Raw genomic sequence first — 12,832 nt, forward strand, 5'->3', positions numbered from 1 at the left:
CCAGAACCCGCGCCGGGCGATCCGCGCCACGTCTGTCGCCCAACCCTCGGCGGGCAGGGCACCGGCCCATATCCCGCCCGGCGGCGAGAACCCGCACACCGAATTGTCCGCTGCGCGATCGCTCTGGGAACGCGGAGGAGATCCCCCTAGTTGGTGAGGTGTGACCCCTACCGGAGCCTGAAAATGAAGCTTATCGCCCCACTTCTCTGTGCCGCTGGCCTGCTCGCCGCATCGGGACCGCTGATGGCACAGGATACAGATTTCACCCTGACCTATCACGTTGAACGCACTCCTTCCGCTCGGCTCGACATCGACGCCTGCGGTGACGCAGCGATGAAGGCGGCAGAAGCGGCCGGTCTGATTTCCACGGTTCAGCGGTTCCCGGAGCAGCTTGTAAGTGTCAGCGGCGGTCGCGAAGGAGAAGGCGCTTACGTCGTTCAATGCATCGCGGTGGACGATAAGACCGTCTCGGTCGTGCATGGCATCGACTATCGCGACCAGAAGGCCGCCATGGGGGAATTCGCAGACGCGGCGGCAGAAGCGGTAGCAGCCGCGGCCAAATAAGCCGCCCGCACCCTGAGGACGAAGATCGAAGGCGAAAGCGCCGCGACCGGACGGATTGTCTCAAGGCCATCCGTCCGGTCAAGCGCAAGCCCGGCGGGAGCGCTGCGGTTCCCCACCGCTCCCGCCGCTTGCTCTCCCCATGCGGGATTTTGTCCGGAAAGCGAGCGTTCCGGTGTCAGGGCGCCAACCGAGGATTCAGCGTCAGGCAGCTGTCGAGCGAGCGCCGGTGAGAATGCGGCACGCGGAGACGATCCGGCAACTGACCGAAGCCGATCAGGACGACGATCTGCGCGCTTTCCGGCAGGTCGGCGAGAGCACGCAGCGCGGCGTCCTGCTGCGGCTCTTCCGACCAGTTGAGCGGGACAGTCCCGAGACCTTCCGCATGCAGGGCATAGATGAGGCTCATGGCGAACATACCGCCGTCCACATAGCCATTGTAGCGCTCGGCGGCCTCGGTCCAGTTGCGCAGATCCGTCCAAACCACCGCGGCGCCGGCGAGCCGATCGCCAAACCCGCGATTGCCGGACTGCAAGGCGAGAACCCGTGCAACCGCCTCGGGCTCGGTCCAGACGTGGACCCGGGTCGTCTGCCGGTTGCAGCTCGACGGCGCAAACTGCGCCGCGGCGACGGCACGTCGAACCGTGTCCGCCGGGACGTCTCCCGCGGCATACTGCCGGATGGAATGCCGGGTGGCCGCGAAACGCGCGAAATCGATGCTATTCGCAGCGAGGATTTCGGCGCGCGTCACCTCCTCGACACCACCGTGAACGCCCGCGTCGCTGTTGCAGTCGGGAAGGACCGCAATCCGGTCGGCGAGCCCCCTGGTTTGCGGACCGGAGTTCAACGTCAGCCACGCCCCGAGCGTTCGGATCGCGATTGCGGTCTGTTCGTCCGCTCCCCACCGTGTCACATAGTCCTCGACGTCGGAGACGAGGCGCTGGGCCGTGTCCAGACCATGACCAGCGGCGGCGCCGGGGAGCGCCATTCCGTATTCGAGGAATGCAGATCCATCGCGATCCGCCCCCGCAACTGCTCGCGGTGCCGGGCGCTTCGGGTAAAGGAGTGCCGCCAGAAGAGTCGTCCGTCCGAGACCAGGGCCGCGATCAGCCGCCGGGCCTGCTCGCGCGAGGAGGATGCCGCTCCTACACCGTTCGACGGCTTGGCGCTGGCTTGTGAAGTGGTGCCGTCGATCATGCCCATGAGGCCTCCATCGAATGCTCCCCAGAGGTGGGGCAGACAACGATAGGAGCGGCGGGAAGCGCGGCGGAAGGGGCATGATCGCCAACCCTATCAACGAAGGCTGACGCGCTTTCTACTATCAGAGGCGAGATTAAGCAGTCGGAAGGCTTCGCCGACCCCGCCAACGCGGGCAAAGCCGATACATCAGCTCGCCGACGCCGACGATCAGGGGGCCGATGCCGGTGCGGATCAGCGCGCCGCGCAGGACGACGAGCTCTGTGGCGAACCCACGGACCGACAGTGCGGCAGCGGCCAGCCCGGCGACCTAGCGGCCCGCGAGGAAGGTCGCGAAGGTCACGGCGTAGGTGGTCAGGCGGCCGATATTATCGAAGAGGCCGCGGATCGCGATGCCGGGCGGACCGGTGCGGCTGGCAATGGCCGCCATTGCATTGGCAACCGCCTCGAGCGCCGGGGCCGCAGAGACGGCCAGCTGGTTCGAGAGCCCGCGCCAGATCAGCCCGAGCCGGGAGATCGCGTCGTTCGTCCGCTCGATCTGGTCGGCATCCTGCTCCGAGATCACGACCCCGAAGGCGAGAACGTCCTCGGTCGCCTGGCCCAGCGTCGCGGTGTCGATCCGCGACATGGCGATGGAGCCCTCCTCGCCGAAGAGCTGGCCGGCGACGGCGGCGCGCTCCGCAGCAGGCAGAAGCTCTCGATGGCGGCGTTGATGGCGCCCACGCGTCGGTCCAGCGGCAGCGCGATCAACTCATTGGCCGAAAGCCCCAGCCGGTCGAGCGCGTCGGCAGCGGGACCGCTCCCTGCAGCCGCCTGACTGAGACGGCGCGTTAGATCCTTGGTAGCCTGCTCGATGCCGGACATCGACACGCCCGCCAGTTCGCCAGCCCGCTCCAGGGTCTGGATCGAGGCGACCGTGGTCCCCAGCGATTGCGCCAGCTTAGCCTGCGCATCGACCGACTGTAGGCCGGAGCGGACCATGGCGACGCCCGCGGCTGCAGCGGCTGCCACGGCGGCAGCGGCCGCGAGCCGCACCCGCCGCGAGAAGGCCGCGAGCCAGGCGTTGGCCGCCTCCATCTCCCGGCTCAGCCGCCCGAAGCCGCGCGACCCGGCCTCACCGACGCCTTCCAACTCGGCGCGAACCTGTCGCCCGCCGACCGCGGCGAGGCGGACGGACACACGCTTTTCAGCCATCGGGGCGTTCCATCTGTTCGTTGAGCTTGGCCACCATCACCGCTTCGATGACCGGCAATAGTCCGGCCATGGCCAAGGGCGGGATGCCGAGGGCGTCCCCGAGCGCCAGCGCCGCCGACATGTCCCAGCCGATCACTGCGCCGGGCAGGACGCGCAGCTGGCCGCCGAGGCGGCCGACAAGGTCTCAGACCTGCCAGCCCTCATCCGTCCAGGGGCGGTTCAGCCGCGCCGGGCAGTCTTGGCAGGTTTGCGCGCAGGCTTCGCAGTATCGCTCGCCCCCGCCGAAGGACCATTCGGCGAGAGCGCGGAGGCGTTTTTTCCTGCTCCAGCAGCAGGCCCTTGGAGACGTAGGTCAGCTGGAAGGCCTCGAAGATCGGCCAGACATCGAGCAGCGCGTCGATGGCCTCGGGGCTGGGATCGATGGGGTTGCCGTCCGCGTCGCCGATGCCATCCCAGGCGAGCACGGCCCGTCGCGCGAGAGCCTTGGCGAAGGCAACCGCGCGTTCCTCGTCGGAGGCCTCCTCGGGCACCGCTTCGACGGCCGGGTCGCTGCGCGTCGCCACCATCATCGCGATGGTCAGCGGTCGCAGCTGCACCCGAACGCCGGAGGCGAGGTCATGCCAGCGCGGCGCGTTCGTCAGGTCGAGCGTCAGCATTCTCAATACACCTCGATGTCGTTGATCAGGGTTGCCGTGCACATCCGGCCGACCACGCTGTCGCGGGCGGCCTGCCAGTTGAACGTCGCCTGCACGCCCTGCGGCCCGGAAATCTCGATGCGCGGGCGCGGCAGGTAGACGGCATGCACGATGAAGGTGAAGCTCTCGCCGGACGGCAGGACGTAGGCGAACTCCATCTCGCAGGCCTCGCCGTTGATCGCCTGCGTCACCAGCGTCTGGTCGGCGAAACGCACCTCGATCCGGCCGGTCAGCGCGGCGATGGACGGGTCCGCCCCGTCGATGCGGCCGTCCGAGCGGATTGATCTCGGCCGAGACCACATTGCCGAGCGGCGAGCCGTTGCGCGTGATTGCCCCGTTGAAATGTCCGAAGCGCTTCAGGTCCAGCGCGGCCGGGGTTCCGGCGCTGGTGGTCGTCCCGACCGTCTCGCCCTGCGCCACCAGCCGTGCCGTTGCGGTCAGCAGGCCCGAGCGCTGCATCTGCCAGGTGATCTGGTCGAGCACGCAGCCGGAATACATCGCGTAGCGTGGCACCTCGGGCATGCCGGTCTCGATCGACATGCTGGGCAGCGTCCAGGACCCCGACTGGAACTCGTGGCTGTACGGGGCCTCTACACCCGTGGTCGTGGGTGTCCCGAGGGCCGCCTTCAGCCAGAAGCCGAACGCCTCAGCGTCGAGCGGCACCACCACGTCGCCATCGGCCGTCACCGCGTCCTTGATCGGCGCCAGCGGATCGCGGCCGTACCCCAGGAGCTCCGAGTTAAGCAGCGGCTGCTCCGCGCCGAGCGAGGTGCTGGCAAAAGGCATGCGGGTGAAGCCGCTGGCGGGCGGCGTTCCATAGGTCGTCTCGAACGCAAGCGCCATCAGCGCCCGCGCCCCCTGGGCTCGTGCCATGGTGTTCTCCTCGGGTTGTCGGGATCAGCCGAGCGGGCCGGCCGTCGAATAGTGCAGCACGACCGGGATCACGGCGGCCTTCAGGCTCGCCGCGCCCTCGACCGGCAGATCGACCTGCCGCGGCGCTTCCGCCTCGACCCAGTCGCAGAGGCCGCCCAGCGTGCGGTCGGCGGCGAGCGCCGAGCCGATGCTGGAAATCAACGCGTCGAAGGCGGCGTCGCGATCGGCGCCCTGCACGACCGCCTCGATCTCGGCCCGGTGCTGGTAGTGGTAGCGCAGCGGCGAGAGCGTCACCTCGGGCTCGCCCGGCTCGCCATCGCGCAGGATCAGCAAGCCTTCGGCCGGCACGCGCTCGGGCAGCACCTCGCCGCGCAGTGCGGTGCCGGGCAGCGCCGAGAGCCGCGCGTGCAGCGCGGCGAGGATGGTTTCGCGTGGGGTGGGCATTCTCGATATCGTGAGGTGAATGGGTGATTTTCGATCAAGGCACCCGCGCACTGTTGTCCGGTTATATGGTGCCCATTAGGTCGCCGAGAGCTCCCTTGACGCCCAACCGCGCCATTTCACGCTTCTTTCCCTGACCCAATAATTTGTCACCATCCAGGAACTCTCCAAGGGTTCCGTTTAGCGGAGAGGGATGACCAACATGGACGAAGATGCGTGGGCCAGCGCGAAAAACGACAGGAGAAAGACTTGGATGTTCCTCGTATGCTTGACCAAAGACACCCTTCATAGTCTTGCTGATTACACGCATATAATTGTCATCGTTACTGAGAAGCACCACCAGCCGCGCTCTTCGCGACAATCGTCCGAGATGGGAGGCAATGCAATTTGAAAGCCAGACATTCGCCTCCGGCCGCTTCATCGCCGCGATGACTTGCGCGCTGCTTGCTCCAAACGTCCCGTCAGGCTTCAATCCAGTGAGTGAACAGCGCATGATCGACGCCCAGCCGTACGACAGCTCTGTCGCTTTGATCCGACTTTCGAGACTCTCGACGCCCGGCATCAGCCCAACTGCTTGAAGCACCTTTAGTAGCCGCAAACGAAAACCCTTGTAGGGGACGTCGTCGTAGTCACCGTTTCTCCAGCTTTCGGACATGGCCTCGCTTTGGGTATTGCCCTTGGACATTCCTAAGACGAGGACCCTCGGATCCGAAGCGCCCCAATAGCCTGGATCATTTACAATCTTACTTCGCCTGCCATCGCAGAATGTCTGTTTTTCGTTTGAGTTGCCCCAGCACAGACGGCACTCCATTGGTCCATGAATCATTATGCTTGCTTCGCCACGCTTCCCGACAGCTAGCATTTTCGCAGCGGTTTGGGTCGGCCGCAACGGCTGTGCCCACGGGTGTCATCGGAAAGCCCGCTCCACCCAGTTCGTCACGATCAACCCCGGCACGCTGTCCAACGCCCGATCTGCATCCCGCGCGAGGTCCAGCCGCTTCGGCAGTTTCACCTGCGGCACCAGCAGGAAGATCGGCGCGGTGACCTTGCCGCGCCCGGTCTTGGAGCGAGACACGACCGCCTGACCCTTCGTGTTCAGCCGTCCCTCCGCCACCAGCAGGCTCGGCCCCGTCCGCCGATAGACGAAGCGAAGGCGCAGGCCGCGTTGTCGTTCCCATTCGCCGGGCGTGATCCTGCTCCCCCGCAGGGACTTGCCTGCGGCGGGCAGCGGGATCGCCAGCCAGAACCCATCCTTCGAGCGGATCAGCGGGCCGGTGTCATGCGCGCCGACGATGACCGGGGCCTTCGACCAGACCAGAGCCGCAGCGTCGAGGCTCTCGCCCGACCTCGGGAAGTTTTGGCTCCGGATCGAATTGGCGAGCCGGGGCCCGAGCCCCGCGCCGGTGATCTGCAACCGCCACGCCGCCTTCAGCCCGGTCCCGGCCTCGCGCATGGCGGCCGTGACGGCGCGTTCGCCCGCCGCGACCTCGGCCGCCATCATCGCGACGATGTCGGGATCGATGTCGAGCTTCAGTTTCACGCGGGCCTCAGATCAACAGTCCAGAGCAGCCGTTCGCGGTCGCGGACCGGCTCGCCTTGGATGAGGAAGGCCTCGCCGTCGATCTCGATGCGGTCGCCGGGGCGCGGGTTCGCCACCTCGGCCACGCGCAGGTCGATCCGGGTGGTCTCGGACCAGAGCCGCGCATCGCCGAAGTCGGTGACGGCGTCGGCGCGCCGGGCGACGGCACGCACCAGCACGGGCGCACCGCCCTCGGGCGTGTAGACCGCGTCCCCGCCGATGTTCGGATCGGCGAAGAGTGCGCCCACGGCGGCGGCGAAGGCGCTCATCAGAACGCCGCGTTGAGGCGCACCCGGCCGATGGTGTCGCCCGCGCCGCTGGCCACCGCCTCGACGGCCACGCCGATCAGCGTGTTGTCGGTCGCGACCGTGGTGCAGCGCTTGTTGGTGTCGTCCCAATAGACCTTGGCGCCGACGGTCCAGGCCTGCGAGCCGACCTTGGTGATGTCGAAGATGCCGACGAGCGCGGTCTCGACGGGCTCGCCGAGGGCGGCCGCCCCGGCGGCGATGCCGAAGATGGAACCTACGAACAGGCCATCGCCGGAGGCGACGGCATAGGGCGCGGTCAGGGTGATGGTGTTGCCGGGCTGGACGTAGTTTTTCATGGATGTGATCCTCGTGGAAAGAAAAAGGGCAGCCCGTCAGGACCGCCCGCGTGTCAGGCAGCATGGCGTGCTGGTTACGCGCCCGGGTTCTTGTAGAGGCCGCGCCAGTCGATGGCCGTGGCCCCGAAGTCGAGGCGACACTTGATCTCGACGCCGTCGACGTCGAAGCCGTTGCGGGTCTCAATGTAGGCGCCCTGCTGGCCCTCGAGATAGGCGTACTCGATGGTGTCGATCTGGTTCGGGCTGGCCGCCAGATACCAGGCGGTCTCGCTGGCGGCGTCGAGCCGGGGCTCGCTGATCGGCGCCAGCGTGCGGATCGACTGGGGTACCACGCTGGATGTCGCGGCGGGCACGAGGTTCTGCGCGACCAGCTGTTCGGCCTTCAGCTCCAGCGAGGCGGGCACGATCAGGAAGGCGGGCCGGACGTTCAGCACCGTCTTCTTGTCGAGCCCCGTCTGCTTGGCCATCGCCGCCCGCGCCGCGCCTACGCTGCTCACGTCGAGCGCCGCGCCGGTGCCCGCGAGGTTCTTGTGCGTGGTGTGGAACAGCGCGTTGCCGTCGGCCATCGCCGGGTTGGCGGTGATGATGCCCCAGACAACATCCGACTCCAGCTGGGCGATGGAGTTGCCGTACATCGCCGGGATCCGGGTGAAGGCGTCGAGATCGTCGTTGATCAGCGTCTGGCGGGTGATCGCGACCACCCGGCCATAGGTCTTGACCTTGTAGCTCTCCTTGCTCTCGCCGAGCGTGCCGCGCTTGAACTCGCCGCGCTCGCCGAGCTGCACCCGGTGCATCGCCTTGAAGTCGGTAGCGAGCACCTGGCGGCAGAACAGCATGAAGGAGCGGGGATAGGCCTCGTAGGCCTGCCGCAGGGTCTTATTGGTCACCGCCGACAGGATCTCGGGGAAGTCCGAGGTCTTCGCGGCCCCGTCATAGCCCCGCGTCAGGGTCTCGAAGGCCTGACGCACCATAACGCGGCGGGCGGCCATGCGCGGCGCGACGGTTCCCACGTCGAGGGCAGCGTCTGCTCGGCGACCTTCGGCGGCCGGTTCGGTCGGCGCCAGCCCATGAAGCACGGCTCATGCTTTCAGAGGTAGTGCGATCGGGTGAGCACCCCGCGGTCCTTCACCCAGATGATCTGCTGGTGCACGATGGCCCCGGCCTTCTCCCAGCAAGCCTCGAGCATCGCTTGGCGGCGGGAGGCGTCCCAGCAATACCAGGCGGCATCCTCATCGCCTCGGCAACGGCAGCGGCGATGAAGCCGTCGTAAAGTTCCGCGCCCTGCGAGCTGTCGTCCCAGGTCACGCCCTAGGACTGCGACCAGTCCTTGTTCCGGGTCGGGTGGTTCGAGCCGTCGTAGTCGACGAGGTACGGAGGATCGGTGGCGAACAGCACGGCGCGCTCGCCTTTCATCAGGCGACGCACATCGGCAGCGCTGGTGCTGTCGCCACAGAGGAGGCGATGGTCGCCGAGGATCCAGAGATCGCCCGTCCGAGATGCCGGGTTGCGCGGCGGCTCGGGGATGGTCACCGGAGGCACGGAGCCTCCGGCGCCACCTTCTTCTTCACCGCCCCCGTCCGGATCGAAGGCCAGCAGCTTGTCCAGCTCGCCGTCGGAGAAGCCGACTAGCGAGAGGTCGTAGTCGTCCGCGAGCAGGTCCTGCAACTCGGCCGACAGCAGTGCCTCGTCCCAGCTGCCGAGTTCCGTGAGCTTGTTGTCCGCGATCCTATACGCCCGCCGCTGCGCCTCGGTCAGGTGGCCCAGCACGATCACCGGTGCCTCGTCAGCCCGAGCTGCGTCGCGGCCAGCACCCCCCGTGCCCCGCGATCAGCTCGCCGTCCTCGGCGACGAGGCACGGCACGGTCCAGCCGAACTCGGCCATGCTGGCGGCGATCTTGGCGACCTGGTCCGGCCCGTGCGCCTTCGCGTTCTTCGCGTAGGGCTGCAGGCGCGACAGCGGCCACGTCTCGATCGCGTCCGGGACGAAGCTCAGCGTCATGGTGGGCAAGGTTCCTCGGTCGGGTCGATGCTGGTGGCTTCCGGACTCCGGATGCCGTGCCGGACTCCACCCGGGGTCCAGTGGCCACCAGCGGTGTCCGGTCGGAAAGGCTCGTGTTTATTGGTGTTTGCGCATGGTGCGGGTGGTTCCGGCTTCCGGGTGGCTTCCCAAAATTCCGGCCCTGTCGCTGGCGATGTCCCGCGCTTCGCCCGCCAGTATACGAATATCGCCAGGAAGGAACCGCGAACTCGGCCGAGGGGCTTGCAAGCGGCGGACAGCGGCCCGCAAGGAAAGGATCAGCGCCTTTCCTTTTCCAACGGACCTGCCAACGAAAGGATGGTTTTGCTCGGAACCGCGCCGCGCGCGCGTGTCTCCCGAGCTTATCCCGAACCTAGGTCATCAACTCATAAACGGGATTCCCCAGAGCGGAATCCGTTCTGATTGAATCTTTGGGATTCCCGTTTGGCTTCCGTTCTGATTCATGTGTGGACGCCCCCTCTGGCAATGGCTTTTTGTCTTCCGCGCGGATCGGTTGCTTTCATGTGTCCGGCCTGTCGGTGCGGCGCTGTCCTGGCCGCTGGCCTTGATGGAAATCCGCCGGCGAGTTCCCTGATCAAACTGGCGCGCTTCGGTGGCGCGGTGAATCAGACGGGCTCCTCTCGCCGTTGGCTCGATCGTTACGCATCAGGAACTGCCTTTGCCAATTCGTGGGCCCGGTCGCGAGCTCAGGCGGCGAGGGCAGGTCGGTAAATTTTGCCTCGCGCCAGCACAGCCCATGCGATGCGAGCGAGCTTGTTGGCGAGCGCGACCGAGACGAGCCGGAACGGCTTCCTGGCCAGCAGGTCCCTGATCCAGTCGGCAAGGCGGGTCGCCTTGTCCTTCGTGTGACGCATCACGGCTGTGGCGCCGACGACGAGCAGGCGCCGGAGGTAGCGGTCACCCTGTTTGGAGATGCCGCCGAGCCGGGTCTTGCCGCCGGTTGACTGCTGCTGGGGCGTCAGCCCGAGCCAGGCGGCGAATTGCCGGCCGGACCGGAACTGCTCGGGATCGGTGACGGTCGCCGCGATCGCGGTGGCGGTGATGACGCCGATGCCCGGGATCGCCGCGAGCCGCTGGCTCGCTTCATTCTCGGCATGCCAGGCGGAGAGCTCGCGGTCGAGCGTGCCGATCTCGTCCGTCAGCTCTGCGAGGCGTCGGGCCAGGATCGCGAGGGCCCGCTGGGCATAGGAGGGGAGCCCATCGGGTTCGGCGAGGGCCCTCCCGGGCAGCTTCGCCAGGTTGGCGATGCCAGGGTTGGCGACAAGCCCGAACTCGGCGAGATGCGCCCGGAGCGCGTTCGCCGCCATCGTCCGCTGGCGTACGAGAAGCGACCGGGTCCGATGGGCCATGAGGATCGCCTGCTGCTCGATAGTATTCGTCGGCACGAAGCGCATCGAGCGACGTTGGACGGCCTCACATATCGCCCTCGGCATCGAGGGCGTCGCTCTTGCCGCGCTTCACGTACCCTTCACGTAGGACGGCGGCATCAACCTCACCTCGTGCCCCATCGCCGAGAGGGTGCGGGCCCAGTGATGCGCCGTGGCGCAGGCCTCGACGCCGATCAGGCACGGGGGCCGATCAGGCACGGGGCAGCTTGGAGAAGAAGCATCTGTTTTCGATGCAGCTTCTTGACAAGCACGGTTCCGCCACCTTCGTCAACGCCATGCACCTGGAACACGCTCTTCGCCAGGTCGAGTCCGATCACTGCTATAGTCATTGCAACGCTCCCCTTCCTTTCTCCGGATCATCATCGCCATCCTGCCCGGTGCCGACGGTCGGTGGCGGGGGCGTCCACATCATCAAGCTGTCTGCCGGACTTCCAGCGCGGCTGGGTCTGGGACGATGAAGGCTTGAGGGGGCTTCTGGCCTCGATTTCCCGATCCTTCCCGGTCGGCGCGATCATGACCCTGCAGGCGGGCGGCGAGGTGAAGTTCAAGCCCCGCCCGATTGAAGGCGCGTCACCTGGCAGCGCAAGTGTCGCGCCCGAGTCGTTGCTGCTGGATGGGCAGCAGCGGCTGACCTCCCTCTATCAGACGACGATGCGCCAAGACGTTGTCGAGACGATCAACACGAAGAAGCAGAAGATCAAACGCTTCTACTACATCGACATGGCGCGCGCCCTGGACGAGGGCGTTGATCGGATCGACGCCTTCGTGGGCCTCCCCGAGAGCAAAATCGAGACGCGGAACTTCGGCAAGGAGGTCGTCCGGGATCTGACGACCGAAGAGGCCGAGTTCGAACAGTGCATGTTCCCGACCAACCGCAGCTTGGACTGGAACGACTGGCTCACCAAGTTTGCCGCTTACTGGAAGTATGCCCCGGACAAGATGTAGTTCTGGTTCCGGTTCCTGAACGAGGTGCTGTCTGCCTTTCACCAGTACCAGATGCCGGTGATCGAACTCGGCAAGAGCACAAGCCGTGAGGCCGTCTGTCTGGTGTTCGAGAAGGTGAACACCGGCGGCAAGAAACTCGACGCGTTTGATCTGCTGACAGCGATCTCCGCAGGTGAGGAGGAAGGGTTCCTGCTGCGCGAGGAATGGACGAAGATCGCCAAGAACCTGAAGGATGCGATCGCGCTGAAGGAGCATCCGCTGACGCGTTTGCAGCCGACGGGTTTCTTCCGGGCCCTGGCGCTTCTGTTCACGCGGGATCGCCGCCTGAACCATCTGGCTGCGCAAATGCCCGGCGATGCTCCCGCCATCAGCTGCACCCGCGATACCGTGCTCAGCGTGCCGCTTAGCGCCTACAAGCAATATGCGGGAGCACTGGAAGACGGGTTCAAGAAGGCCGGGAAGTTCCTTTTCGGTCAGAACATCTTCTGGTTCAAAGATGTCCCCTATCAGTCGCAACTGGTGCCGCTGGCAGCCATCCTCACGGAACGATCGCTGGACGCAGGAGGCGGTGCGCCAGAAGCTTGCCCAGTGGTATTGGTGCGGGGTTTTCGGTGAGCCTTACGGAGGGGCGATCGAGACCCGTTTCGCAAAAGACCTTGCCAATGTCCTCGCATGGATCGATGGAGCGGGCCGGGAACCGACAACGGTGAAGGACTCTGCCTTCCGGCCAGAACGCCTGAAGACGATGACCTCACGCCTGTCGGCGGCCTACAAGGGCGTACATGCTCTGCTGATGCACAAGCAGGCCCGAGATTTCTTGTCGGGGCACAGCTACAACCAGACCAGCTACTTCGACGAGGCCGTCGACATCCATCACATCTTCCCGCGCGCCTGGTGCCAAAAGAACCGCATCGCGCGGGAGCGGCATGACACCATCATCAACAAGACTCCGCTCAGTTCAAAGACGAACCGGATCGTGGGCGGTGATGCGCCGTCTGTGTATCTGGCACGCCTGCCGAAGCAGGGCGCGGCGTCCGACGCCGCTATCGATACACACCTTGAGAGCCATTTGATCGATCCGCAGTTGCTGCGGGCGGACAACTTTGACGGTTTTGTCGGACGGCGCCAGGAGGCGCTGCTGGGGCTGATCGAGGCCGCGACCGGCAAGGCAGACCTCGTCTGTCGTGCCGCCCGCTTCCTGCTCGCGCGGCACGCCGATGATCTGTGCTTCCGTAGACTGCTCTTCTTCACGTCTGTCTCCTTCGGGTGACGGACCCTCACTCAAATCGAGGGATCGGGAAGGGGGCAGGTCAGTGG

At 66.2% G+C, this 12,832-nt stretch carries 12 protein-coding genes and 5 pseudogenes; 4 read left to right on the forward strand and 13 right to left on the reverse strand.

The window, feature by feature from the left end:
- The first annotated feature begins 183 nt into the window (after positions 1 to 183).
- On the forward strand, positions 184 to 564 hold the full coding sequence (locus tag HNP73_RS20645; protein ID WP_184154632.1) for a DUF6180 family protein: 381 nt from the start codon (positions 184 to 186) through the stop codon (positions 562 to 564).
- Between the two features lie 175 nt (positions 565 to 739).
- Here the strand turns inward: HNP73_RS20645 and HNP73_RS20650 are convergent, their stop codons facing one another.
- The 13 genes and pseudogenes from HNP73_RS20650 to HNP73_RS20705 form a co-directional block, all read right to left on the reverse strand.
- Complete coding sequence (locus HNP73_RS20650) at positions 740 to 1,549, reverse strand: nitroreductase family protein (RefSeq protein WP_184154635.1); 810 nt, start codon at positions 1,547 to 1,549, stop codon at positions 740 to 742.
- A 311-nt stretch (positions 1,550 to 1,860) separates the two neighbouring features.
- Positions 1,861 to 2,952, reverse strand: a pseudogene (locus tag HNP73_RS20655) (phage tail tape measure protein); the annotation flags it as partial.
- Positions 2,945 to 3,073, reverse strand: coding sequence for a DUF7697 family protein (locus HNP73_RS23770; protein ID WP_281379302.1), 129 nt, complete (start codon positions 3,071 to 3,073; stop codon positions 2,945 to 2,947). The gene HNP73_RS23770 and the pseudogene HNP73_RS20655, both read right to left, overlap by 8 nt.
- Positions 3,074 to 3,171: 98 nt before the next feature.
- Positions 3,172 to 3,608: pseudogene (locus HNP73_RS20660) on the reverse strand (hypothetical protein).
- Between the two features lie 2 nt (positions 3,609 to 3,610).
- Positions 3,611 to 4,520: pseudogene (locus tag HNP73_RS20665) on the reverse strand (phage tail tube protein).
- 24 nt (positions 4,521 to 4,544) lie between these two features.
- Positions 4,545 to 4,964 carry an acyl-CoA transferase gene (locus HNP73_RS20670; protein ID WP_184154638.1) on the reverse strand — a complete coding sequence of 140 codons (420 nt, stop codon included), beginning with the start codon at positions 4,962 to 4,964 and terminating at the stop codon, positions 4,545 to 4,547.
- 61 nt (positions 4,965 to 5,025) lie between these two features.
- Positions 5,026 to 5,646, reverse strand: a complete 621-nt coding sequence (locus HNP73_RS20675) for a hypothetical protein (protein WP_221288911.1) — start codon at positions 5,644 to 5,646, stop codon at positions 5,026 to 5,028.
- Positions 5,647 to 5,868: 222 nt separating this feature from the next.
- Positions 5,869 to 6,501 carry a DUF6441 family protein gene (locus HNP73_RS20680; protein ID WP_184154644.1) on the reverse strand — a complete coding sequence of 211 codons (633 nt, stop codon included), beginning with the start codon at positions 6,499 to 6,501 and terminating at the stop codon, positions 5,869 to 5,871.
- The gene (locus HNP73_RS20685; RefSeq protein WP_184154647.1) at positions 6,498 to 6,809 is read right to left on the reverse strand and encodes a head-tail joining protein; all 312 of its coding nucleotides are present in this window, start codon (positions 6,807 to 6,809) and stop codon (positions 6,498 to 6,500) included. The genes HNP73_RS20680 and HNP73_RS20685 overlap by 4 nt, the downstream gene beginning before the upstream one ends.
- Positions 6,809 to 7,144 carry a DUF2190 family protein gene (locus tag HNP73_RS20690; protein ID WP_184154650.1) on the reverse strand — a complete coding sequence of 112 codons (336 nt, stop codon included), beginning with the start codon at positions 7,142 to 7,144 and terminating at the stop codon, positions 6,809 to 6,811. Before HNP73_RS20690 ends, HNP73_RS20685 begins: the two co-directional genes overlap by 1 nt.
- Before the next feature lie 74 nt (positions 7,145 to 7,218).
- Positions 7,219 to 8,133, reverse strand: coding sequence for a phage major capsid protein (locus tag HNP73_RS23990; protein ID WP_425486652.1), 915 nt, complete (start codon positions 8,131 to 8,133; stop codon positions 7,219 to 7,221).
- Between the two features lie 14 nt (positions 8,134 to 8,147).
- A pseudogene (locus HNP73_RS20700) lies at positions 8,148 to 9,143 on the reverse strand (DNA methylase); the annotation flags it as partial.
- A gap of 725 nt (positions 9,144 to 9,868) precedes the next feature.
- Positions 9,869 to 10,899 (reverse strand): annotated as a pseudogene (locus HNP73_RS20705) (IS110 family RNA-guided transposase).
- Positions 10,900 to 10,960: 61 nt separating this feature from the next.
- Between HNP73_RS20705 and HNP73_RS20710 the strand changes: the two are divergent.
- From HNP73_RS20710 to HNP73_RS20720, 3 genes are read left to right on the forward strand one after another with little or no spacing between them, the layout of a single operon-like run.
- Positions 10,961 to 11,515, forward strand: a complete 555-nt coding sequence (locus HNP73_RS20710) for a GmrSD restriction endonuclease domain-containing protein (RefSeq protein ID WP_184154653.1) — start codon at positions 10,961 to 10,963, stop codon at positions 11,513 to 11,515.
- 51 nt (positions 11,516 to 11,566) lie between these two features.
- Positions 11,567 to 12,130, forward strand: a complete 564-nt coding sequence (locus tag HNP73_RS20715; RefSeq protein ID WP_184154656.1) for a hypothetical protein — start codon at positions 11,567 to 11,569, stop codon at positions 12,128 to 12,130.
- Positions 12,084 to 12,785, forward strand: coding sequence for a hypothetical protein (locus HNP73_RS20720; RefSeq protein ID WP_184154658.1), 702 nt, complete (start codon positions 12,084 to 12,086; stop codon positions 12,783 to 12,785). The genes HNP73_RS20715 and HNP73_RS20720 overlap by 47 nt, the downstream gene beginning before the upstream one ends.
- The last annotated feature ends 47 nt before the right edge of the window (positions 12,786 to 12,832 follow it).

The sequence above is a fragment of the Amaricoccus macauensis genome (genome assembly GCF_014201905.1).
Classification (GTDB): domain Bacteria; phylum Pseudomonadota; class Alphaproteobacteria; order Rhodobacterales; family Rhodobacteraceae; genus Amaricoccus; species Amaricoccus macauensis.

Excerpts from the sequence above, each read along its gene's own strand:
- HNP73_RS20645 (WP_184154632.1), top strand. The coding sequence starts at position 184 with ATGAAGCTTATCGCCCCACTTCTCTGTGCCGCTGGCCTGCTCGCCGCA.
- HNP73_RS20650 (WP_184154635.1), bottom strand. The coding sequence starts at position 1,549 with ATGGCGCTCCCCGGCGCCGCCGCTGGTCATGGTCTGGACACGGCCCAG.
- HNP73_RS23770 (WP_281379302.1), bottom strand. The coding sequence starts at position 3,073 with ATGTCGGCGGCGCTGGCGCTCGGGGACGCCCTCGGCATCCCGCCCTTG.
- HNP73_RS20670 (WP_184154638.1), bottom strand. The coding sequence starts at position 4,964 with ATGCCCACCCCACGCGAAACCATCCTCGCCGCGCTGCACGCGCGGCTC.
- HNP73_RS20675 (WP_221288911.1), bottom strand. The coding sequence starts at position 5,646 with ATGTCCAAGGGCAATACCCAAAGCGAGGCCATGTCCGAAAGCTGGAGA.
- HNP73_RS20685 (WP_184154647.1), bottom strand. The coding sequence starts at position 6,809 with ATGAGCGCCTTCGCCGCCGCCGTGGGCGCACTCTTCGCCGATCCGAAC.
- HNP73_RS20690 (WP_184154650.1), bottom strand. The coding sequence starts at position 7,144 with ATGAAAAACTACGTCCAGCCCGGCAACACCATCACCCTGACCGCGCCC.
- HNP73_RS23990 (WP_425486652.1), bottom strand. The coding sequence starts at position 8,133 with ATGGCCGCCCGCCGCGTTATGGTGCGTCAGGCCTTCGAGACCCTGACG.
- HNP73_RS20715 (WP_184154656.1), top strand. The coding sequence starts at position 11,567 with ATGCCGGTGATCGAACTCGGCAAGAGCACAAGCCGTGAGGCCGTCTGT.